Origin of the sequence: Prosthecobacter sp., assembly GCF_046154365.1 — a bacterium.
In the GTDB taxonomy this organism is placed as follows: domain Bacteria; phylum Verrucomicrobiota; class Verrucomicrobiia; order Verrucomicrobiales; family Verrucomicrobiaceae; genus Prosthecobacter.
Window position 1 is genome coordinate 1 of sequence record NZ_JBJXFV010000207.1, and the last position, 20,980, is coordinate 20,980.

Genomic DNA, 20,980 nt, shown 5'->3' on the forward strand with positions numbered 1-20,980 from the left:
GTGGCTATCTTTCAGCGGCTTGATGTTCAGCTCCATTCTCACTCTAAGGCATAGAATAACCATAGGGTACAGTGGTATTTTTGAGAATCTACAGCCCTCTAATCTACATCATTCCGGCGACGCACCCTGCGGTGTCTGCCCGCGCCGAACTGGATCTCATGCCGAGATTTTTAAAAGCCCTCGGCGAATCTCAGTTCCAAGAGGCGGAACGACTCTTAAAAAGCTCTGAACGTGGCGCGAGCACAGAGGAATTGCTCGTGGTCGGGCGTGCGCGGGCAGCCATCGCGAAGATGCGCGAAAGAGCGCGACTTTCCGCACCGCAAGACCATGTAAGGCAGGCTGAGGAGGCGAAGCAGCACTGGCACGAGACCCAAAGCGTGAAAGACTTTAATGCGGCCATCGAATCCTTGCGCCTTGCACTGGTCCTCGATGAAAGATACGGGCCGGCCTACGAGGCGATGGTTGCGCTTTATGAGGAGAAACAAGAGCCGACGCAAGTCGCACGCTGGTCTTTTCTGACGATACTTCATGCTGACGTGAAGCACTTTGAAGACGCTTTGGGTTCGGCACGTCTGGATTCCCTGTTGGATCACTGTCCGGGTCTGTCCAAAGGAGAACTCGGAGATGAAAAGCTGGGAAAAAGTGTAAAGTTGAAGGCCGCCAACTACCTGCGGATTTGCGGTTTGGAGCGTTTCAGCAGCCAGGACAGTGAAGGGGCCATTCTTTACCTCGACCAAGCCATCCGCTTTATTGAGGCCGACGCGGTTGCTGAACACGCCGCCACACTCTTGGGTTTGACTTCGGGGTTGCGGGGACGATACAAAATGAGTGACGCGGGAAACTATCTCAACTTCTTCTTTGAAGATGGAAGTGCGGTCCTGCGCCAGAGGCTGAAGACACTTTTGAAAGGCTCCGTCTCGGATTTCGAGCGTGCTATGATTCTCGCGCCGACGAGTCCTGAAGTGACTGAGTGGTCGGCCGCGCTCAAATTAAGCCGCGAATATTTGGCGGCGGTCGAAGCTCGGTAGAAGTTCGGGAAATGACGTCAGGCTGCAACTGTCTGACAAATCATGCTCCGCATTCCTGTCGGCTTGATTTGGCGCACGCAGGCCCAGATTGGGTATTGCCGCCGAGAATGGCATGTATTACTCTGCACCACTCATGAGCACTCTTTCTCTCAAACTCCCCGAATCGCTGCTGCTCCGGCTGGATCAAGAAAGCCGTGCGCGGCGTCTGACGAAGTCGGCGGTGGTCCGCGCGGCGCTGGAACGTGAGCTGGAGCCGGCGAAATCGGCCCGTGCGACCTCCTGCTACGATCTGGCGCGTGATCTGGCGGGCTCTGTCCGCAAGAAGCTGCCGAAGGATCTGGCGACGAATCCCAAATACATGGAGGGCTTTGGCCGGTGAGACAGACGGTGCTGTTGGACACGGGGCCGCTGGTCTCCTTCCTCGCCGCCGGTCTGGAGCACCACGAGTGGGTGGTGGAGCAGTGGAAGCGGCTGAAGCCTTCCATGCTGACCTGCGAGGCCGTTTTAACCGAAGCCGCCTTTCTGCTCAAACGCGAGGGAGTGGACACTGATCCGCTCTTTGCCCTGCTGGAGCGCGGCGTGATCCGCGTCGCGCTGGAGATCGAGGATCAAGCCGTCGATCTGCGCACGCTGATGCGTCGCTACCGCGACCGGCCGATGTCACTCGCCGATGCCTGCCTCGTGCGTCTGTCCGAACTGCACAAGGACGCCGTCATTTTCACCCTGGACGATGATTTCCTCATCTACCGCCGCCACGGCAACAAAAAAGATGCCAGGCATTTCTGCGGCATTTCTGCCGGAGTGGCGCTGGGCTGGATCGTCTGCCTCCTGACGAATCAAGCTCTCTCAAAAACCTTCATCAAGTGCGTGATCTCATCCTCGATCTCCGCCTTGTCCGCGAGCGTTTCGGCGACTTCCTTGAAAAAAGATGCCAGGCATTCAGTGCTTGATCTCCACCCCATTTTGACCATCATTGCTCGCCATGAGCAGCTCGAAAACCACTGAGAACCAAGCTCTTCCGCTGGAAGAGCAGCTTGTCGGCATCAATGCCAAGACGGCTCCCTATCCTGCCGCGCGGTCTTGGTCCGGTGGACGGCGTCGGATTCTGGGAAAGGGGGCGCTGGAGAGTTACACCTACCATGTCATGTCGCGCACTTGTGGTGGGGAGGTGTTCTTTGATGACGTGGAGAAGGAGGCGCTGCGGCGGCTGCTTTGGAAGATGGCGGAGTTCTCCGGTGTACGACTGGTGACTTACTGCATCATGGGCAATCACTTCCATGCGCTTGTCGAGGTGCCGAGGCGTGAGATTTGGCTGGAGCGATTCGCGGGACCGGGCGGTGAGGAGAAGCTCTTCGATCATCTGCGCACGCTCTACAGCCGTGAATTCGTGGGGCTTTTGAAGCAGGAGTTGGAGGAACTGCGGCGGCTGGGCATGGACACACTGGCGCTGGCGAAGCTGGAGGCGATCAAGAAGCGCTTCTGCGAGCTGTCGATTTTTGTTAAGGAGGTCAAAGAGCGCTTCAGTCGCTGGTTCAACAAGCGCCGTGGACGCAAAGGCACGCTGTGGATGGATCGCTATAAAAGCGTGATGGTGGAAGGTAAGGGCGAGCCACTGCACACGATGGCGGCTTACATTGACCTGAATCCTGTGCGGGCTGGGCTGGTGGCTGATCCAAAGGACTACCGCTGGTGTGGCTATGCGGAGGCGGTGAGTGGCAGCCGACGGGCGCAGCGCGGGCTGAGCAAGGTGACCGCGAAGCCGGTGGATGGCTGGGAGCAATCAGGCGGTGCGGAGGCCTATCGCTGCCTGCTGTTTTCCAACGGTGTGGAGATCAAGGACGCTGAAAATGAGAACGTGGTGCGCGTAGGCGTGACTGCCGAGGAGGCGCGGCAGGTGCTCAAGGAGAAGGGCAGGCTGAGCAGCGCTGAAATGGTGCGGTTGCGCGTGAGGTATTTCAGCGATGGCTTGGTGCTGGGCAGCCGTGAATTCGTGGAGAGAGTCTTCACGGAAAATCGTGAAAAGTTCGGGCCTAAGCGCCGCGATGGTGCGCGAAAAGTCAGCGAGTCAGCGTCGCCATTGTACTCACTGAGGCGGTTGCGTTTGAGGGCTTTGGATTGAAAACTTCTTCCCTGAGACGACCAAAAATGACGTCACGCTGCTCCAGCTCAGACTTTTAACACCGCAGAGTTCGAAGATCGCTGAGATGAATGAGAAAGGGTATTCTCTGCGGTCTTCTCATCTCGCGGTGTGAAATCCTGGCGTTGGATTCCAGTGCCCGCTACGTTATCAGTTCTGTTCACCAACCAACGCCTAACGCCCATGCCCACACGTCGCCATTTTCTGCACACTGCCCTGGGGTTTGCTGCCCTGCCACATGTCGCGGGGGCGGCAGCGCCTGGCGGCGTCAGCCTCGGCTTCAGCTTGTATGGCATGAAGACGCTGTCGTTGAGTGAGGCATTGAAAACCTGTGCTGAGATTGGCTATGCCAATGTCGAGTTCGCTTTGAATGCAGGTTTTCCCACCGAACCCAAGGTCTTCACAGCGGAAGCGCGCAAGGAGGCGGCGCAACAGCTCAGCACACTGAAGCTGGACCTGCCCTGTCTGATGGTGAACCTCAGCCTCGCTGCCGATGACAAGGCTCATGCCCAGGCGCTGCAAAGCATCACTGATGCGGCGCAACTGGCGCGTGAGCTGAATGCAGCCCAGCCTGCGATCATCGAGACCGTGCTCGGTGGCAAACCGGCGACCTGGGAGCAGCAGAAATCCGGCATGGCCGAGCGCTTGCAGTCCTGGGCCGAGACGGCGGAGAAGGCGCAGACCACGATCGCCATCAAAGCCCATGTCGGCAGTGCGGTGAACTCGCCGGAGCGCCTGCTGTGGCTGCTTGAGCAGGTGAAGTCACCGGCCATCCAGGTAGCCTACGACTACAGCCACTTTGAGCTGCAAGGCATCGGCATGGAGGAAAGCATGAAGCTGCTGCTGACGCGCACGAAGTTCATTCATGTGAAGGACTCGACCGGTGATCCCTCGAAGTTCCAGTTCCTGCTGCCCGGTGAAGGGCGCACGGATTATGTGAAGTATTTCACCGCGCTCAAACAGCACGGCTATCACGGCCCCGTCGTGGTGGAGGTCAGCGGTCAGATCTTCAACAAGCCAGGCTATGAACCCATCGCCGCCGCGAAGCAGTGCTACGCGGTCTTGGCTGGTGCGCTGGCGAAAGTGGTCTAATTCTGCGGTTTTCTGATCTCGCACGGTGCCAATCAACGCCTGCCCTGACCCGAACGGTCCACGAGGTTCTCATAGATCTTGCGCCGTTCTTCCATGCCGAGGCCCTGGTTGCGCAGGCCGAGCATTTGACGGTTGATGTCTTCGCGCTGCCCCACACTCAGACGCGAGAGCTTGGCCACCATCTCAGGCGGCGGTGCCTTGGGGTAGCCATCCGAGGTGAAGCCTTCGCGATAGTTCACGGCGGCTTGTTTCGCCTCGTTTATTTGAGACGAGCTTAAAGGTGGCGAGTTCCCGCTGGAACCGCCGCCCGAGGCTGCCCGGACGATTTTTTTTGGCGGCTGCTGGTAGCGGACGGAGACGACCTCTCCTCCCTCAACTTGGATTTTGGCCGACCATGTTTTCATATCGGCGCCATTCCCTCCCACGCCGATCAACTGCCAGCCCTGAAAATTGGCAGTCTTGGAGACCACATGAGACTCCATGGTTTTGGTGTCCAGCAGGGTGGCGACGACATCGTTCTCGAGGTGAGCGATGCCCGTGAGGATCATCGAATCGGAAAACCCCAGTGAACGAGTGAAGGGCGAGTTCGTGAGGAGTGCTTCGAAGTCCTCGCCCTTCACAGATGGAGGAATCGCGCCATCGTCTCCTGCTGGCAGAGCCTGCGGAGTCGTCTCGGCTCCGCGCATCGTTACGACACCACAGAAGCCCACGAGGAGAGCACTTTGCGCCAACCTCATGATCTTCCTCCCCACGAAATGCGGCAGCCGACTCATGAAGCCAAGTACGACAGCAACTTGGCAAAACCATCTGGCCAGGAAAAAAAGCAGAAGCCAGGCATGGAGTGCTCAGAATGCTTCCACCGGCGACGGCCATCCGGTGTTTCCATGACGGATGAGAAATCGCGGTCCGTGGATCCGTACTCTCCGGCCCCGGGTTCTGCACGGGGCATTCTGCCGGTGGCGTTGCAGTTCATCTCAAACAACCATTGTTTATGAATCTCCCGAAGACTTCTCGTCGCCAATTTCTCCAAGCCGGCGGCATCGGCGCTCTGAACCTCGCCATCCCGGGGCTGGTCGTCGGGAAGGATAAGCTCGACGCCTCGGGCAAGGCGGTGGCTTCGAAGAAACGCTGCATCTTCCTGCTGCTCTGTGGCGGCCCGAGCCAGCTCGACACCTGGGATCTGAAGCCGAACGCGCCGGCCGAAATCCGCGGGCCCTACAAACCCATCCGCACCAAGGTGCCGGGCATGCACTTGAGCGAACTGCACCCGATGCTCGCTAAAGTGACGGATCAGTTCTGCCTGATTCGCTCGATGACGCATCCAGGGCCGATCAACAATCACTTCGACGCGATGCACAACTTGCTCAGCGGGCAGTTGATCGAGCGGGTGAAGCAAGGCGAGTCCGACGGCCTGCCGTATCTCGGTTCGGTGGTGGCAAAGCATCTGCCCAGTGAGCATAATCTGGTCTCCAACGCCTGGCTCATCAAATGTGTGGGGCCGCCGGTCTTCTGCGCGCCGAACATCGGCTCCGGCGGTTACCTCGGCTCTGCTCATGCACCGGTGTTCATCGGCTCCGCCGATAACCATCCGGCGATGCCCAATTTCAAGCCGCCGGAGATTTATGACATGGGCGACGCTGCGCGTTTGTGGGAACGACGCAAACTCCTCGCCGATCTGGAGTCCAAACTCCTCGCAGACAATCCGCAGGGCAAGGACTGGAACGAACTCCGCGAGAAAGCCTACGATTCCATGACCCGCCCGGAAGGCCGGCAGGCGTTTGACTTGAAAAGTGAGCCGCTGGCCGTGCGCGAGCGTTACGGCATGCATCCGCTCGGCCAAAATTTGCTCCTCGCCCGACGCATGGTCGAGGCCGGCGTGCGCTTCATCACCGTCAATGGCTGGGTCGGTCCCGCGCCGGGCGAAAAAGAAGGCGGGCCACCCAGTTCGAGCTGGGACATGCATGGCGGCAACATGGGCATGGGCAACGCCTTTGGTGGCGGCTCCTACGGCATGAACTTCTGCCTGCCACGCCTTGACCAGGCGCTCTCCGCCCTTCTCACCGATCTCAAGCAACGCGGCCTGCTCGACGACACACTCGTCGTCGCCGTCGGCGAATTCGGCCGCACGCCCATCATTCTGACGCAAGGGCCTCCCGGACGCCAGCACTGGCCCAAGTGCTTCTCCGCGATTGTCGCCGGCTGCGGCATTCGCGGCGGTGCCATCTACGGCGAGTCCGACAAAACCGCCTCCGCGCCGGTGAGCGATCCCGTCACCGTCCAGGATCTCCACGCCACCGTGCTCCACGCCTTGGGTGTGCCCCTGAACGACCTCGGCATGAACACCGGCCTCTCCCGTCCGCCGTTCTCCACCGGCAAGCCGGTCATGGGGCTGTTCGGATAAGCGGGTAACGAAGTGCCTGTTCCTTTATCAGTGGATCGAGTGCCCTCACCCATGTTGTTCCACCGCGTAGATGCGTGACTCCGGCGGCTGACCCTCCACCGTTTCAAGCGTCCAGTCGAGCCAGTCCACGACGTCACGCTATTACTTCTATCAAGTCCAGTGGCGTGCCACGCAGGCAAAGGATCCGCCTCTTCAGACAACGACTGGCGCTCGAGATCGCACGGGTTCGACATCCATGACCGGGCATCATTTAATCATCGCATGATAATCGTTCCGACTTTTCTGCGCGGCGATTTTGGCAAAGACACGGGCCATCCTCAATGATGCCACATTGACATTGCCACACGCTGTCTTAACACGCGCACATGTACCTCACACGACTTCCGGTCTTTCTGGTCAGCGTTTCTCTTGCGCTCACGTCTGCGCTCCAACCCGCCATCGCGGGCGAAGCATTCTTCTCCAAAGACGGCAAGACGGTGACGATGGGCCTGAACAATGCGTTGACGGGGTTGGTGCAGGTGGACATTGCTACGGGGAAGATCACGAAGGCTCCACTGCCCACAGACCTCAAAGACGAAGGTATCGACAGCGTGGCCCGCGGTGGCGAAGGCGAGGCGCTCTTCCTCGCCAAGGATGCCGTGTGGGTGTGGACGCCCAAGGTAGTGAAACGAATTTATCCCACTTCACCCGTGATGGGTGCCACGGACTTGTTCGTGGCCACACAGCCCGGCACACCGCTCACCGATTGTCTCTTTGTGAGCGGCAATGAAACGGCAGACGCGAACAGCATGGGCAGCTTTTACGGCCGCAAGCCGGGCAGCAAGAGCAAGGCGTTCGTCTCCGTCTTCTGCCGCCGCGTGAGCGATGCGACCGGTGGCGTGTTTTCCGACGACGGACGCCTGTTTTTTATCAGCAGCGGCGATTTGTGGGAAGGTGGCATTCAGGTGGATGATGTTCCGGGCATGGAGCGGCTCGGAACGCTGGTCGGCGCGCGCATCGCGCCGCTGGCCATCTCAAACACAGATGAAGCCAACGGCGGCGGCCTGTGGGTGAACCATATCGCTCCTGCAGGAAACTGGATCTATGTGCAACTGCGTGGCCGCCACATGGCCACACTGCTGCGTACACCGATGCCCGCAAAGCCGCTGTATGCGCCAGGTGAAGGCGATTTTCCCACGGTGAAGAATCAGCTCGACGCCATGACGCACTCGCTGACCAAGACACAGATCATCGCCGACGATCTTGGTGACGTATTCGGCTTCTGCGCCACCGAAGTCGCTGGCAAGCCGCGTGTGTTTTACTGCACCCGCACCGAGGCTGAAGGCAAAGGCCCGGCGATGCTGCTGTGGGAAGGCGCAGGTCAGGCACGCATCATCGGCTACTTGCCAACGGAGTGATTTCAGATCAAAACAGCGCCCAGAGAAATCCCTGAGCGCTGCAAATAGGAGGTTGGGAGTCCGCTCGGCCCGGCAGCTCAACGGATGATTTAGTGGCAATGACGGCCGCTGTAACCACCGCCACCGTAGCCACCGCTATATCTGCTGCTGTAGCCGCCCCCGTAGCCATAGGACGGCGAACGGTAGCCGCGGTTATAGCCGCCGTAGTACGAAGGACGGGAGTATGAATTGCCGTAGCCAGAGCCGTACGGTGTGGCATACACGTCACATGAAGTTAACAAGCAAGCGACAGTGACTGAAGCGAGGAGAAGAAGGAGTTTTGTTTTCATAGTGGGTGATTTCGACGCGGCATCCTCCAGACTATTCAGGCAAACAATTCGCCGCAGGGCGACGGCAGCCAATCCCCGACAGGCAGCCAATTCCTGCTTCCCATCCTGCGCGGCTCATGCCAGCATCGAGGCCAGCATGAAGCAGCTCCTCAGTCTCACATTTCTATTTGCCGGCACCTTCAGCGCCTTCGCGCAAAAGGGTGGTCTGGTGATCTCACCCGAAATCCAGAGCGATCACGGCGTCACGTTCCGTCTCCGAGCGCCGAAGGCGCAAGCGATTCAGCTTCGCGGCCAATGGGACAAGCAACAGGTCGCGATGAGCAAAGATACCGACAACATCTGGAGCGTCACCGTGCCGGAGGTGAAAGCCGGCGTGTGGGAATACAGCTTCATCGTCGATGGCCTGACGATGATTGATCCGGCGAATCCCGCACTGAAGCCGCAGCGCAATCCCTGCGCGAGCATCCTGCACATTCCCGGCACACCGCCGAACGTGTGGGACTTCCAGGATGTGCCGCACGGCACCGTGCATCAGCACGCGTATCTCTCGAAGGCGCTCGGCAAACAGCGCAGCGCCTGGGTTTACACGCCGCCGGGTTACGAGGCCGCTGCGACGACGAAATACCCGCTCTTCGTCCTTCAACACGGTTCTGGTGACCGCCATGAGACGTGGGTCGTGCATGGCAAGGCGCACTGGATTCTCGACAACGTCATCGCTGCTGGCAAAGCGAAGCCGATGATCCTCCTCATGCTCGACGGCCATCCGCTCGGCCAAGTTCCGCGTGAAATGGCGGACAAGCGCGGCGAATCCCTCAAAGCCTTCAAGAACGAACTGTTCGAAGACGGCATACTGCTTGTGGAGAGCCACTACCGCGTTTCGCCTGAGCGCGAACGGCGCGCCATTGCTGGATTGAGCATGGGCGGCTGGCAATCCCTCAGCACCGGCATGACGAATCTCGACCGCTTCGCCTGGATCGGCTCTTTCAGCGGTGCCGTCGATGAAAACGAGATCAAATCCGCTCTGGATGACGCCACCGGCACCAATGCGAAATTGAAACTCCTCTGGATCGCCTGCGGTGAAAAAGACTTCCTCCTCGAACGCAACAACCAGCTCATCGCCACGCTAAAAGCACGCGGCATCAACCACGAGTGGCGTCTCACACCTGGGGATCATTCGTGGCCTGTCTGGCGCGATTACCTTGTCGAGTTCGCGCCAAAGTTGTTCCGTTAATTGCTAGTTTCGTCATGGCTTCGCAGAGCAAACCATCGAAGCGGCAGCGCCCGACGATTTGGGACTGCGAACCGGCTGCGGTGCCATGGAGTTGGATATTTCTAACCGTGCTGTTGCTCGGTACCACCATGATCTGGGTGTTGTCGGAGTCCGTAGCGGTGCGCAGACGACCTGTCGCTGAAACATCTGTGCATCGCATCGACCTCAATACGGCGTCGCTGGAAGAATTGGAGTCGTTGCCCGGCATCGGCCCGTCACTGGCGAAGGTGATCGTCACAGCACGCCCGTTCAGTGCCGTGGAGGATTTGATTCGCGTGCGTGGCATCGGCGCAGCGTCATTCGAACGACTGCTCCCGCTCATCAAAGCATCCCAAGGCCGCCGAGCAGTCGATAACCGCTAATTGCCGAAATTACCCGGTGGTTTGGCAGCGGGAGCAGGCTCAGCTGGCTTGTCCTTTTTCTCTTCCGTCTTGGGCAGTTCAGCCGCAGGTGGAGCTTCCGCAGGTTTTTCTGGGGCCTTGCGCACCGTTGGCGGCGGTGTGGCCGCGCTCTTGGGCTTGCCGCCCCCACGATGTTGTCCGATGCGCCGATTCAGGACTTCAACTTCGGACGGTTCGAGCTTCCCATTGCCGTTCTGGTCCAGCCGCGTCATGATCTTGCCGCCCGCGAGCACCTTCTGCAATTCCTCGACTTCATCGGCGTCGATTTTCCGATTGCCGTTCTTGTCCGCCTTGCTCAGGCCGAGGAAAGCACGCTCTCCCCTCCCAGCGGCAGCGGATGATTTCGGGATTTCGACCTCAGCCTGCTCGATCTCGCCATTGCTGTTTTTGTCCAGTTTCTTGAGCGCAGCGAAGGACTTTTGCAGGGCGACCAGTTCGTCGGCGTCGATCTGATGATTTTCATTCTTGTCGAAGGGCTTGAGCACTTCGGCGGCATCACCGCCTTGCTGGGCAGCGGCGGGTCTTTTTTTGGTCTTGCCGGCCTGGGCGGCAAAGGCTAGGGCGGGCAGCATGACTGCCGCAATGGCGAACAGGCGTAATGGGGTTGGTTTCATGCCCTGTTGAACGCGATTTCGCATGCGAGGTTGCACGCTTTCGTCATTCCCGCTCTATGTGAAGAACCCACATGCAGCCGTCTTCTTTGCGCATCGCCATTGTTGGCTCCGGTACCGCCGGACCTGCGGCGGCGATCTTTCTCGCGCGAGCAGGACATGACATCACGCTCTTTGAGCGCGCACCACAAAAGCTGCCCGTGGGAGCCGGATTCCTGCTGCAACCGACCGGTTTGTCCGTGCTGCATCAACTCGGCCTCGCCGACGCGCTGCTGCCGCACATCGCACCGATTTCAAAACTCTACTGCCGCACCAAATCAGGTCGAGTGCTACTGCATCTGCCGTATGCGGAGCTGGGAGCGGGCCTTTACGGCGCTGGCACGCATCGCGCGACCTTGCTCGATCTCCTGCTGCATGTAGCGCAGAAGGCTGGAGCAAAAATCCTGTGGGATATGAACATGGAACGGCTCACTCGCGATACCACGCAGCGACCAAGCCTGCATGACAGCCACGGCATCACACACGGTCCCTTCGATCTCGTGCTCATCTGCGACGGCGCGCATTCCACGCTGCGTTCTCAAAGCGGCGTGCCCTCGCGCGTCAGCCGTTATCCGTGGGGCGCGCTGTGGTTCATCGGCCAACGCACGCCGGAGTTCGATCCGCAGGTGTTGTGGCAGTGTGTCGGCTCCACCCGCGAACTGACGGGCTTTCTGCCCACTGGCACGCATGACGACCTGCTCAGCCTGTTCTGGAGCATCCGTCTCGATCTTATCGAACGCTGGCGTGAAACACCGCTTGATGAGTGGAAACGCGAAATCCTCGCGCTGGCGCCGCAGGCGGAGCGTTTTCTCGCTCAAATCGAATCGCACGCTCAAGTCGCCACCGCTGTTTATCACGATGTGCGCATGCAGCACTGGCATGGTGAGCGCGTGGTCATTCTTGGCGATGCAGCGCATGCCTTGAGTCCGCAACTCGGCCAGGGCGTCAATCTCGCGCTCATGGATGCTGCTGCACTCGCCGATTCGCTGGCTCATCATGCATTGCCGCAGGCGCTCGCGCATTATTCCGCCACGCGACGCAAGCATCTGCGCTTCTACCAGTTCGCCACTCGCTGGACGACGCCGTTCTTCCAATCGGACCTTCTGCCGCTCGGCTGGCTGCGTGACATCGCCTTCCCGATCATTCAACGCATCCCACCGCTGCGCCGCCAGATGACAGCCACGATGGCGGGCGGCAAAACCGGGCCATTTTCCAGCCTCAAGCTCGATCACAGCATCGCCGCCAAGTCTGCCGCGAGCTGCACCGCTTCATGAACCGGACGCTGCGCCTCGCGTTCGACGGGCGGGACGGAAAGATCAGCCTCGTTGAAGACACGCACGGCCATGTGAAGCTGGCCGTCTTTGATCCAGGTGTGCGCACCGACGGGCGTCTGGCAGCCAGCACCGAGGATTTTCAAGAATTCGCGCTCAGCAGTGATGCGAGACTCGGTTTCGGCATGATTGAGGGCACGAATCGCATGAATCGTCGCTTCATCGCCCGCACGACATTCGATGGCGATGGCCCCCTGCCCTGCGGCGGGAAGAAACGTCACCGGATCGAGGGTCAAGGCGCTCAGCGTCTGACCTTCGATGCTGATTTGATCGCCCTGCATCAGTCCGAGTCGCAGCAAACCGGCGGCGGCGAGCAAAACGGCATCCAGCGCATTTTCGCCGAGCACTTTTTTCACTCGCGTGGGCACGTTGCCGCGGATTTCGACGATCTGCACATCAGGACGCAGAAACTTGAGCTGCGCGGCACGCCGCACGCTGCTGGTGCCGACACGGGCACCCTGCGGCAGTGTTTCGACTGTGTAAGGCTGCGCGCTGACGAGCACATCTTCGATGGCGGCACGCGGCAGCACCGCGGCGATGGTGAATCCAGCGGCGAGATCGCTCGGTACGTCCTTCAAGCTGTGAACGGCAGCGTCGATCTGTCCGCTTTCGAGGGCGATTTCGAGTTCCTTGATGAAGATGCCCTTGTCCACCTGCGCCACGTCGCTGAATTCGGAGAAGCGCAGGTCTTGGCGCTTGTCACCGCTCGTTTGAATAATCTGGCGCTCGATGTGCAGATGCGGAAACGCGGTTTGCAGCTCCGCCGTGACCATATTTGTCTGCGTGAGGGCCAATTCGCTACCGCGAGTGCCGAGGGTGATTTTTTCGAGTGCCATGTCGCAGCAGCTTTTCACGCAAACCTGCCGGGACGCAAAGGAATGCTGCGGGCAGATGCCATCACGCCTCCTGCTTCACCTTGCGGATGGATTGATCGACTTTCTCACGATCCACCGCCGCCAGCGGATTGCCTGCATGCAGCTTCTCCAGCCGCGCCCAGGTGATGAGGCCGGTCTTCAGCAACTCACGAATCCACACGATGTCCTTCGGCCTGCCCGCGTACAGCTTGTTGTAGGCGACATCGTGCGGATCAAGGCAGTGCCCGCGCAAGCCTTCGGTGAGCTGGATCGTCGTCACCCGCTGCTGCCAGCCGGGCGGGGTCCATTGCAGGAGATTTTCGCCGACGTAATCGACGAAAAAGCGGTGCTTGATGGAGAAGTCGCTGTCTTCACCCAACTCACGTTCCATGATGTTGGAGTCGAAATATAAGACGGGTGTGCCGATGGGTATCAAATCAATGTCTTTGCTGGTGCGTAAAGCAGCGGGAATATCTGGATTCACGACAGCCACAGAAGCACTGCCGATCATCCAAACATCGGTGACATTGACCGGAAGCCAGCGGCGCAACTCCGGCCACAAGATGACAAAGTCAGCCTCGGTAAGCTCTTTCACGGAGGTTCTCCATTTCTTGCGGTGTCACAAAGGGTTCGCCTTTGAACGGCATCCCAGAGCGGAGCCGCTGCCCAGTGTCTCCGGCATCCTCCAAAACCGCTGCCACTGCCTCGACATCTCCTGCATTTAATAGAGCAAGCCATTCCGAGTCGTGTGATGCGAGTGTTTCCTGATCACGCATCAGCCACTGGATTCCCTGCTGAAGCATCTGGGGTTGCTGGCGCAGTCGATGGGCGACGATCTTGCCTTTCTGCCAGCGAATCCAGTCCTGCACCAGATAGTTCGGCGGCAGGTCGAGCCATGGCGGGAACATCGGGACTTCGTCCGATGCACTCGGTGGCGGCTCCATGACGGCTGACATGCGGCAATGATGCACCGCATGGGAGCGGGCGGCAAGCGCAGCTTTGCTCACGCCACGGCGAGATCACCGCCGGACTTGAGGAAGCCGTATTTTTCGAGCTGCTCCTCGATGATGCGCTCGCAGGCGACGAGCTGGCGTTCGCGTTCGCGGCGGCCATCATCGGCGATGGCCTGCAAGGCGTCGATGTCGTAGAGATAAACACCTTCGATCTCGTTCACGGCGGGATCGACATCGCGTGGCACGGCGATGTCGATGATGAGCAGCGGCTCCCAGCGGCGTTTGCGCATGACCTGCTCGATCTGCTCCGGTTTGATGACGAAATGCGGGGCGCTGGTGCTAGAGATGATGACATCGACCTCGTGCAACGCGTGTTCCCATTCGTCGAACTTCATCGCGACGCCCTTCATCTCGGTGGCGAGCTCCACCGCTTTGTCGTAGCTGCGGTTGGAGACGATGATGCTCTTCGCGCCACGTGAGAGCAGGCTTTGAGCGCAGGTGCGGCTCATTTCGCCGGCACCGACGAGCATGACGCGGCATTCCTTCAAATCGTGGACTTTTTCGGCGAGATCGACAGCCACGCTGCCGACGCTGGTCGATCCGCGTTGGATGGTGGTTTCGTTGCGCACCTTTTTGCCGACGGTGAAGGCCTGCTGGAAGAGCTTGTTGAGTGCCCTGCTCGTCGTGCCGGTATCGAGCGCGACTTTGTAGGCCGCTTTGACCTGGCCGAAAATTTCCGTCTCGCCGAGCACCATCGAATCGAGGCCGCTGACGACACGGAACAGATGCCGCGCGGCTTCGGCGGAGTCGAGGTTGTAGAGCACGAGCGCTTCGGCGTGCTCGGGTTGTAGTTTGAAATGCGTGACGAGGTAATCACGCAACGCGGCGTGGCCGTGATCGCCACTGGGCAGCGAATGCGCGGCGTAAAGCTCGACGCGATTGCAGGTGCTGAGCACAACGCTTTCTTCAAAGCCCGGCAGCCCGCGCACCTGCTGCACGGCCTGCGACACCTGCGCTTCAGGAAAGGCGAGACGCTCACGCACCTCGACGGGCGTGGTTTTATAGTTCAGGCCCACACAGACGAGGCCGCTGCGGTTGACGGTCGGCTCAGGCATGTGTGACGATCCACAACGAGATGAAAGGCAAGATGAAGCCAATGACCGCCAGCCAGGCCGTGCGCCGGGGCGACGTGAAGTGTTTCCACATCAGCACGGTGATCAGCGCATACAGCGCCCACACGACCCAGGAGAAAACGAGCTTCGGATTCGACACCGGTGTGTGCAACGCGAACGAGATTCCCAACGAAATGCTCAGCAGCAGCAATCCCAGACGCACCAGACGCTGAATCGCACTCGCCAGGCCCTGAATCGGCGGCAGTTGATAAAACAACCCGCCGATCTGGTGCCGCTTCAGCATGCGCTCCTGCACCAGATACATCACACCGGTGATGCAGGCCAAGGCGAAGGCCGCATACGCAATGAGCGCCACAGCGGCATGCAGTTCGATCAGCGCATTGATTTTACCCTTCGGCGGATACGGCGCAAAACCACCCGTCAGCGCCAGCACCTGCATGATGCTGACCAGCGGTGCCGTGAACAGACCCAGCAGCGACAACCGATACCCCGAACCGACGAGGAAATAGAGCAGCACGATGCTCCACGCGATGAAGCCGAGGATGTCTGGCAGGCTTTTCATCGGGCACTGGCCCACTTCCTTGCCGCGCAAGTAGATGAACCCCGTTTGCAGCGCAAAGCCCAGCGCCATGAGCAGCAACTGCGTGCGTCCCTGCTTCCACGCCCCGGATTTGAGCGCCAGCAAGGCCTGCACCACCGCACCCACAAAGGTGAGCGTGGCGGCGGCCAGAAACTGTTGGGAGAGCGTCATCGAAAAGGGGGCGGATACTCGCGGCCTTGCAGCAGTTCTGCAAGGGTGAAGGCGTTTCGGACGCATGTCATCCTTGCGCGGGCATGCTCTAATCTTGCCATACTTTCCGCCAAACTTCGCCCAGCAGGAATCAAGGCCCAGGCCGCCAAACTGGTTCGGTCCCTGTCCGAGTCGGCATCCTGGGATGATTTGATGGATGAAATCTACGTTCGGCAGAAAGTCGAAAACGGTCTCGAGGACATCAAAGCCGGTCGAGTGGAGACGCATGCTGCCATCTGCAAAAAATTTGGGCTGACATCGTGAACATTCTATGGTCAGCCCAGGCAGAGGCAGACTTGGACGCGATTCATGCCTTTATTGCCCGGGATTCCGAGCACTACGCGGGGTTGCAGATCAAACGCATCGTCCACGTCGCATCCCGCCCGATGAGCGGGCATCCTGTGCATGAACACCCGGCGGCGGGGTTGCGGGAGGTGCATTCATCCTGGCTGCCTGGCATCTTTCCATCTTTCCACCGTCATCCAGGGGTCATTCGACCCCTAGCTACCTTCGTTGATCCCTTCGGGATCGGGGATTCACTCGCCTTCGGGGAAGTAGTCCGAGTCGATGCGCTTCACCTCATAGACTTGAGCAACCGAGACGCCAACGTTGTGGTCGATCATGAGTTCGGCCAGCTCGTCGCCGTCGATGAGGACGATCTTGCTGTTGCTGACGTTCTTGGCGAACTCGACGGCCTCCTTGATGAAGGTGGAGGTCGTGAGGAAGATGCCTTTGGTGACTTTGTTGCCAGAGCACTGGCGAACTGCTGCACATCTGTTCAGCCGACGGTGAACTCTAGTTTTGTAACCAAAAAGTCGTCGAACGGAAACGCATACCAGTCGCCATCGATCTCCATATAGATGTGACCGTTTCCCACACCCCAAATTGGGGCCAAGTCTGGCAGAGGCTGGGTAGTTGGCGGGTCAGGCACTTCAAAGTATTTGGTCCTCCAGGCGGGGGCGGTATCCGAGCTGGCGGACTTTTCGAAAACAAAAAACCGCTTGGTGCTCCAGCATAGGTCATCAAAGACCACGACGGTGTGATCTTTTGGACAGTAGAAGATGCGGTTTACAGAGGAACCTTCATTGCCGGAGGAAAAAAGGCTTTCTGCCTCACCGACCAACTTACCATCCCAGAAAAGCTGATAACGAGATGCCGTGCGTGTAGGGCCATAAGGATGCCCGTCAGCATGGGTGGCTTTTCCGAGCTTGAGTTTCAGCGCCAAATGGTCCCCCAGTTGCAGGGACTTGAAGCGGTGACCAGGTCCTTTGGACTCGTCTGTTTGAGGGACATCATCTCGAGAGCACTGGTAGCGGCGGTAGCGCTCCAGAAAATGGGCTTTCGCCTGACGATCACCTTCTTTTAACCACTGTATCTCGGTCTGAGCACGAGCCTGTTCGGCTTTGTAACTTTGTTCCCAAGCTGCTGCTTCTTTGTCTTCCACCGATCGACAAGCGGTGATGACGATCAGTCCTAAAAGTAAAACAGATAGTCTCTTCATGTGAACTCACTTCCCCATCACCTTCTCCAACTCCTCCACCGTCGTCACGGGCGCCTGGCAGGTGAAGTTTTGGCAGACGTAGGCGGCGCGCTCCATAATCTCATGTGTTACTCCTTTCGGGGGAGTCGTGATGGCGTCATGGCTACCAACCGTTTCAGTTCTCGCAGCGTCTTGGCTTCGTCGCCATGCTCGGTCTCATAGTCTTCGACGAGTTCCAGCAGCTCGCGGAAATACTCGCGTTGGACGGTGTTGAGGCGGCGAACTGCGAAGCGATTGCACAGGCTGGCGGCTTCTTCATAGACGGCACGACTGCGAATCGGTGTCAGAGCGCAAAGCGCCCACAAGCCGGAGATGGTATCCGGCAGTTTGCGAATCTGCGAGGCGGTTGAAGTGCGGGGCATGGCGTGTCAGAGCTTTTTCTTCCAGGCGTTCTTGGAGTATTCGGCATGGCTGAGAAAATCCAAGAGGAAAACCCGGCCGGTGTTGAAATGAATGGCGGCGATGAGCCGGAAGTTGTTTCCGGCGATGTTGAAGACGAACACCGGACGCAGGCTTTCGACTTTCACCATGTCCGTCTGTGGAAAGTCGCGGCGGATTTCGGTCAGCGACTCCCAGGATGCTTTGCGTGTGATTTCAAACCAGCGCAGCAATGATGGTGCTGCTGCCGGATGTTTCTCCGCCCATCGGATGAGCGTGGATGGCTTGATGACACGCATTCTGGCTCAAACTATTTACCCATCACCTTCTCCAACTCCTCCACCGTGGTCACCGGAGCCTGGCAGGTGAAATTTTGGCAGACGTAGGCGGCGGGTTTGTCGCCGACGGGTTTCATGCCGGCGAGGGCTTCGTTGTGCGTGGCGAGCCATGTTTGGGCTTCGCTGCCATCGGCGTGTAAAAGGGCGGCGTTGGGTAAAAACTGGCGGCGGAGATGTTGGGCGAGCTTTTGGAACTCGGGAGATGTTTTGTCGCCGGCGAGGACGATTTGTTGTTTGCCGCGATGGTGCAGGTCGAAGGCGATGGCCATGACGGGCACGGAGGACGGGCTGCTTTGCAGCGTGGAGCCGAAGAGGGCGAAGATTTTTTCGGCCTGCTGCTTCCAGGTGTCTTTGGCGAGCAGGGCGCTGAGGCGCACGAGGTTGAGGGCGGCGAGGGAGTTGGGTGATGGCTCGGCACCGTCGTAGTCTTCCTTGATGCGGAGGACGCTGTTGGGCATGTCGGTGTGGACGCTGTAGTAACCGCCGTTTTTCGTGTCGAGGAAGAGCGCGTCCATCTCGCTTTGCAATTCGACGGCCCACTGGAGCCATTTCACGTCGAAGGAGGCCTGATAAAGATCGAGCAGGCCGTGGATGAGGCAGGCGTAGTCGATGGCGAAGGCCTTGGGGCCGCGTTCGCCTTCTCGCCAGGAGCGGTGCAGGCCTTTGCCGGGGGTGGTGCAAAGCTGATCGTGGATGAACTGTGCGGCTTCGGCGGCAAGCGTGATCGTTTCGGCATCGCCAGAGGCGGCTCCGGCACGAGCTAGGCCGGAGATGGCGAGTCCGTTCCACGCGGCGATGATTTTGTCGTCGAGATGCGGGCGCGGACGTTTGGCTCTGGCTTCAAAGAGGGTGCTCAGACCTTTGTCGATGATGGTCTGCACTTCTTCGGGCGACTTCTTGAAGAACTCGGCGGTCTTTTTGAAGGAGACAGCGCGGTAGAGGGTGTTGAGACCTTTGAGCTCACCCTGCGGATCGCTTTCGGGGCGTGCGTTGCCATCGCGACGGGCACCGTAGGCGTAGCGGAAGATGTTGCCGTCGTCTTTGCCGAGCAGTTCGTCGATTTCGGACGCTTTCCAGACGTAGAAGGCGCCTTCGGTTTTGTGCGCGGCATCGGCGGTGGCGAGGCTGTCGGCGTCTTCGGCGGAGAAAAAGCCGCCGTCCTTGTGGCGCAGGTCGCGCTTCAAATACGCGACGGTGTTGCGGGCGATGGTTTCAAAGAACGCGGTCTGCGTGATCTGCCATCCTTCGACATAGGCGGTGAGGAGCTGAGCCTGATCGTAGAGCATTTTTTCGTAATGCGGGATGTGCCAGTAGGCATCGACGCTGTAACGATGGAAGCCGCCGCCGACGTGGTCGCGCATGCCGCCATTGGCCATGCCGCGCAGGGTTTTGACGGTCATCTCCATGGCCCAGTTGCTCTCCGAGACGCGATCTTCGCCCTTCCGCTCGGCAAGGATGCGATGGATGCGCATGAGCATGTTCAGCGAGGTCGGACGCGGGAACTTCGGTGCGCCGCCGAAGCCGCCTTCGTGGTAATCGAACGAGCCAGAGAGATCGTCGTAGGCTTTCTGCACGAGTGTCTCGTGATTGATGTCGGTGACGGCGGTGTTTTCGTTGTCGAGATGGTCCTGCAGCTTCTCCACCGAGCGTGCGGCACGTTCGTCGATGCCTTTGCGGTCTTCCGTCCACACTTTGTGCAGTTCGGTGAGCAGGTTCTTGAAACCAATGCGGCCCGGCGTGTTCTCCGGCGGATAATAAGTGCCGCCATAAAACGGCTTCAGCTCCGGCGTGAGGAAGACGCTCATCGGCCAGCCGCCATGGCCGCTGGCGGCCTGCACGTAGGTCATGTAGGTGAGATCAACGTCGGGCCGCTCCTCGCGATCGACTTTGATGGGAATGAAGTGGTCGTTGATGAGCTTCGCGGTCTCCTCGTTCTCAAACGACTCACGCTCCATGACGTGGCACCAGTGGCAGGTCGAGTAACCGGACGAGAGAAAGATCGGTTTATCTTCCGCCTTGGCCTTCGCAAACGCCGCATCGCCCCACGGTAGCCAGTTCACGGGATTGTGGGCATGCTGAAGCAGATAAGGCGAACGCTCCTTGGCGAGAGCGTTGGTGAATTTGTGGGCGGTGGCGGTCGTGTCGCTCATGGTAGGGGTCGGTTTAAGCTAACGTCCGCATGAGGGGCGGGGTTGCAAGCGGTCAAGAGCTGCGCGTCAAGAGGGTCAAGGTAGTCAAGACGGTTGCTGGCACGAAGCTTGACGACCTTGACCCATCAACTGTTCGTCCGCCTCAGCCACTCGGGTCTGAAAGACCCACGGATTCAGCCCAGGGCGCAGACGCGAAGCGGCAAGCCCTGGGTTGCGTGATTCCAAGACGCATTGTTCATTTCGGGAGCGCCCTGAAAGGGCGCGGGAACACGTTCTTTCGCCTGCCATGCCTCAATCTTTGTCGAAGATTTACGTCCATCTCATCTTCTCCACGAAAAATCGCGAACGAGTGATCCCGCGTCATCTTCATCCCGAACTGCATGCCTACATGGGTGGCATTTTGCGCGATCTCGGCTGCACGCCGGTCGAGATCAACACGGAACCGGATCATGCCCATTTGCTGTTCCTGCTGTCACGCACGGAGCCACTCAGCGTCATTGTGGGCCAGGTGAAAACCGGGTCCACAGGATGGTTGCAGCAGCAGTTGCCAGTTTTGCAGAACTTCCATTGGCAGAATGGCTACGGCGCATTTTCCGTGAGCCAGTCCAACGTGGACGAGGTGCGTGAATACATTCGAACGCAGCAGGACCATCATCGCGTGGTGACGTTTCAGGAGGAGTTTCGGCGGTTCCTGAAGCGCTACGAGGTCGAGTATGACGAGAAGTATGTCTGGGACTGAAGAGGGGCCTCCCGCGCTCCTTCAGAGCGCGACCTTTGGAGAAGGACATCACATGGAAATCACCCAGGG

23 protein-coding genes are annotated in these 20,980 nt (G+C 59.2%); 11 read left to right on the forward strand and 12 right to left on the reverse strand.

Annotated features, from left to right (window positions below):
- The first annotated feature begins 131 nt into the window (after positions 1 to 131).
- From ACKVY0_RS26395 to ACKVY0_RS26415, 5 genes are all read left to right on the forward strand, one after another.
- Positions 132 to 1,028 (forward strand): hypothetical protein, encoded by an 897-nt coding sequence (locus tag ACKVY0_RS26395; protein ID WP_409217863.1) that lies wholly within the window; start codon positions 132 to 134, stop codon positions 1,026 to 1,028.
- Between the two features lie 133 nt (positions 1,029 to 1,161).
- Positions 1,162 to 1,407, forward strand: coding sequence for a ribbon-helix-helix protein, CopG family (locus ACKVY0_RS26400; protein ID WP_409217864.1), 246 nt, complete (start codon positions 1,162 to 1,164; stop codon positions 1,405 to 1,407).
- Complete coding sequence (locus tag ACKVY0_RS26405) at positions 1,404 to 2,033, forward strand: type II toxin-antitoxin system VapC family toxin (protein ID WP_409217865.1); 630 nt, start codon at positions 1,404 to 1,406, stop codon at positions 2,031 to 2,033. The genes ACKVY0_RS26400 and ACKVY0_RS26405 overlap by 4 nt, the downstream gene beginning before the upstream one ends.
- Entirely contained in the window at positions 2,011 to 3,147 is a 1,137-nt protein-coding gene (locus ACKVY0_RS26410; protein WP_409217866.1) for a transposase, read from the forward strand. The genes ACKVY0_RS26405 and ACKVY0_RS26410 overlap by 23 nt, the downstream gene beginning before the upstream one ends.
- Positions 3,148 to 3,348: 201 nt before the next feature.
- On the forward strand, positions 3,349 to 4,257 hold the full coding sequence (locus ACKVY0_RS26415; protein ID WP_409217867.1) for a sugar phosphate isomerase/epimerase family protein: 909 nt from the start codon (positions 3,349 to 3,351) through the stop codon (positions 4,255 to 4,257).
- Between the two features lie 32 nt (positions 4,258 to 4,289).
- Here ACKVY0_RS26415 and ACKVY0_RS26420 read toward each other — a convergent pair whose 3' ends face one another.
- Positions 4,290 to 4,805, reverse strand: a complete 516-nt coding sequence (locus ACKVY0_RS26420) for a hypothetical protein (RefSeq protein WP_409217868.1) — start codon at positions 4,803 to 4,805, stop codon at positions 4,290 to 4,292.
- Between the two features lie 443 nt (positions 4,806 to 5,248).
- On the opposite strand from ACKVY0_RS26420, the gene ACKVY0_RS26425 reads away from it, so the two are divergent.
- The 4 genes from ACKVY0_RS26425 (at position 5,249) to ACKVY0_RS26440 (ending at position 10,016) form a co-directional block, all read left to right on the forward strand.
- Positions 5,249 to 6,658 carry a DUF1501 domain-containing protein gene (locus ACKVY0_RS26425; protein WP_409217869.1) on the forward strand — a complete coding sequence of 470 codons (1,410 nt, stop codon included), beginning with the start codon at positions 5,249 to 5,251 and terminating at the stop codon, positions 6,656 to 6,658.
- A 365-nt stretch (positions 6,659 to 7,023) separates the two neighbouring features.
- Entirely contained in the window at positions 7,024 to 8,055 is a 1,032-nt protein-coding gene (locus tag ACKVY0_RS26430; protein ID WP_409217870.1) for a hypothetical protein, read from the forward strand.
- Positions 8,056 to 8,520: 465 nt separating this feature from the next.
- Positions 8,521 to 9,615, forward strand: a complete 1,095-nt coding sequence (locus ACKVY0_RS26435; protein WP_409217871.1) for an esterase — start codon at positions 8,521 to 8,523, stop codon at positions 9,613 to 9,615.
- A 107-nt stretch (positions 9,616 to 9,722) separates the two neighbouring features.
- Positions 9,723 to 10,016, forward strand: a complete 294-nt coding sequence (locus tag ACKVY0_RS26440) for a ComEA family DNA-binding protein (protein WP_409217872.1) — start codon at positions 9,723 to 9,725, stop codon at positions 10,014 to 10,016.
- Here the strand turns inward: ACKVY0_RS26440 and ACKVY0_RS26445 are convergent.
- Positions 10,013 to 10,669 carry an EF-hand domain-containing protein gene (locus tag ACKVY0_RS26445; RefSeq protein ID WP_409217873.1) on the reverse strand — a complete coding sequence of 219 codons (657 nt, stop codon included), beginning with the start codon at positions 10,667 to 10,669 and terminating at the stop codon, positions 10,013 to 10,015. The genes ACKVY0_RS26440 and ACKVY0_RS26445 overlap by 4 nt on opposite strands.
- A 71-nt stretch (positions 10,670 to 10,740) precedes the next feature.
- Between ACKVY0_RS26445 and ACKVY0_RS26450 the strand changes: the two genes are divergently transcribed.
- Positions 10,741 to 11,979, forward strand: a complete 1,239-nt coding sequence (locus ACKVY0_RS26450) for an FAD-dependent oxidoreductase (RefSeq protein WP_409217874.1) — start codon at positions 10,741 to 10,743, stop codon at positions 11,977 to 11,979.
- Here ACKVY0_RS26450 and hemC read toward each other — a convergent pair.
- The 10 genes from hemC to ACKVY0_RS26500 form a co-directional block, all read right to left on the reverse strand.
- Positions 11,934 to 12,872, reverse strand: coding sequence for a hydroxymethylbilane synthase (hemC, locus tag ACKVY0_RS26455; RefSeq protein ID WP_409217875.1), 939 nt, complete (start codon positions 12,870 to 12,872; stop codon positions 11,934 to 11,936). The two genes, ACKVY0_RS26450 and hemC, sit on opposite strands and share 46 nt — an antisense overlap.
- Positions 12,873 to 12,933: 61 nt before the next feature.
- Positions 12,934 to 13,485 (reverse strand): DUF6036 family nucleotidyltransferase, encoded by a 552-nt coding sequence (locus ACKVY0_RS26460; RefSeq protein ID WP_409217876.1) that lies wholly within the window; start codon positions 13,483 to 13,485, stop codon positions 12,934 to 12,936.
- Positions 13,463 to 13,834 carry a hypothetical protein gene (locus ACKVY0_RS26465; RefSeq protein ID WP_409217877.1) on the reverse strand — a complete coding sequence of 124 codons (372 nt, stop codon included), beginning with the start codon at positions 13,832 to 13,834 and terminating at the stop codon, positions 13,463 to 13,465. Before ACKVY0_RS26465 ends, ACKVY0_RS26460 begins: the two co-directional genes overlap by 23 nt.
- Before the next feature lie 59 nt (positions 13,835 to 13,893).
- Positions 13,894 to 14,958: a glutamyl-tRNA reductase gene (gene hemA / locus ACKVY0_RS26470; RefSeq protein ID WP_409217878.1), complete on the reverse strand. Its 1,065-nt coding sequence runs from the start codon at positions 14,956 to 14,958 to the stop codon at positions 13,894 to 13,896.
- Positions 14,951 to 15,727, reverse strand: a complete 777-nt coding sequence (gene ccsA, locus ACKVY0_RS26475) for a cytochrome c biogenesis protein CcsA (protein ID WP_409217879.1) — start codon at positions 15,725 to 15,727, stop codon at positions 14,951 to 14,953. Before ccsA ends, hemA begins: the two co-directional genes overlap by 8 nt.
- Positions 15,728 to 16,302: 575 nt before the next feature.
- A complete protein-coding gene (locus ACKVY0_RS26480) occupies positions 16,303 to 16,650 on the reverse strand; it encodes a restriction endonuclease (RefSeq protein ID WP_409217880.1) in 348 nt (115 codons plus the stop codon).
- A complete protein-coding gene (locus tag ACKVY0_RS26485) occupies positions 16,545 to 17,267 on the reverse strand; it encodes a hypothetical protein (protein ID WP_409217881.1) in 723 nt (240 codons plus the stop codon). Before ACKVY0_RS26485 ends, ACKVY0_RS26480 begins: the two co-directional genes overlap by 106 nt.
- A 107-nt stretch (positions 17,268 to 17,374) precedes the next feature.
- A complete protein-coding gene (locus ACKVY0_RS26490) occupies positions 17,375 to 17,668 on the reverse strand; it encodes a hypothetical protein (RefSeq protein ID WP_409217882.1) in 294 nt (97 codons plus the stop codon).
- A gap of 6 nt (positions 17,669 to 17,674) precedes the next feature.
- A complete protein-coding gene (locus tag ACKVY0_RS26495) occupies positions 17,675 to 17,983 on the reverse strand; it encodes a type II toxin-antitoxin system HigB family toxin (protein WP_409217883.1) in 309 nt (102 codons plus the stop codon).
- 11 nt (positions 17,984 to 17,994) lie between these two features.
- Entirely contained in the window at positions 17,995 to 20,172 is a 2,178-nt protein-coding gene (locus ACKVY0_RS26500) for a thioredoxin domain-containing protein (RefSeq protein WP_409217884.1), read from the reverse strand.
- A 286-nt stretch (positions 20,173 to 20,458) separates the two neighbouring features.
- Here ACKVY0_RS26500 and tnpA point away from each other — a divergent pair, with 286 nt between their 5' ends.
- Complete coding sequence (tnpA, locus tag ACKVY0_RS26505; protein ID WP_409217885.1) at positions 20,459 to 20,911, forward strand: IS200/IS605 family transposase; 453 nt, start codon at positions 20,459 to 20,461, stop codon at positions 20,909 to 20,911.
- Positions 20,912 to 20,980: the final 69 nt, after the last annotated feature.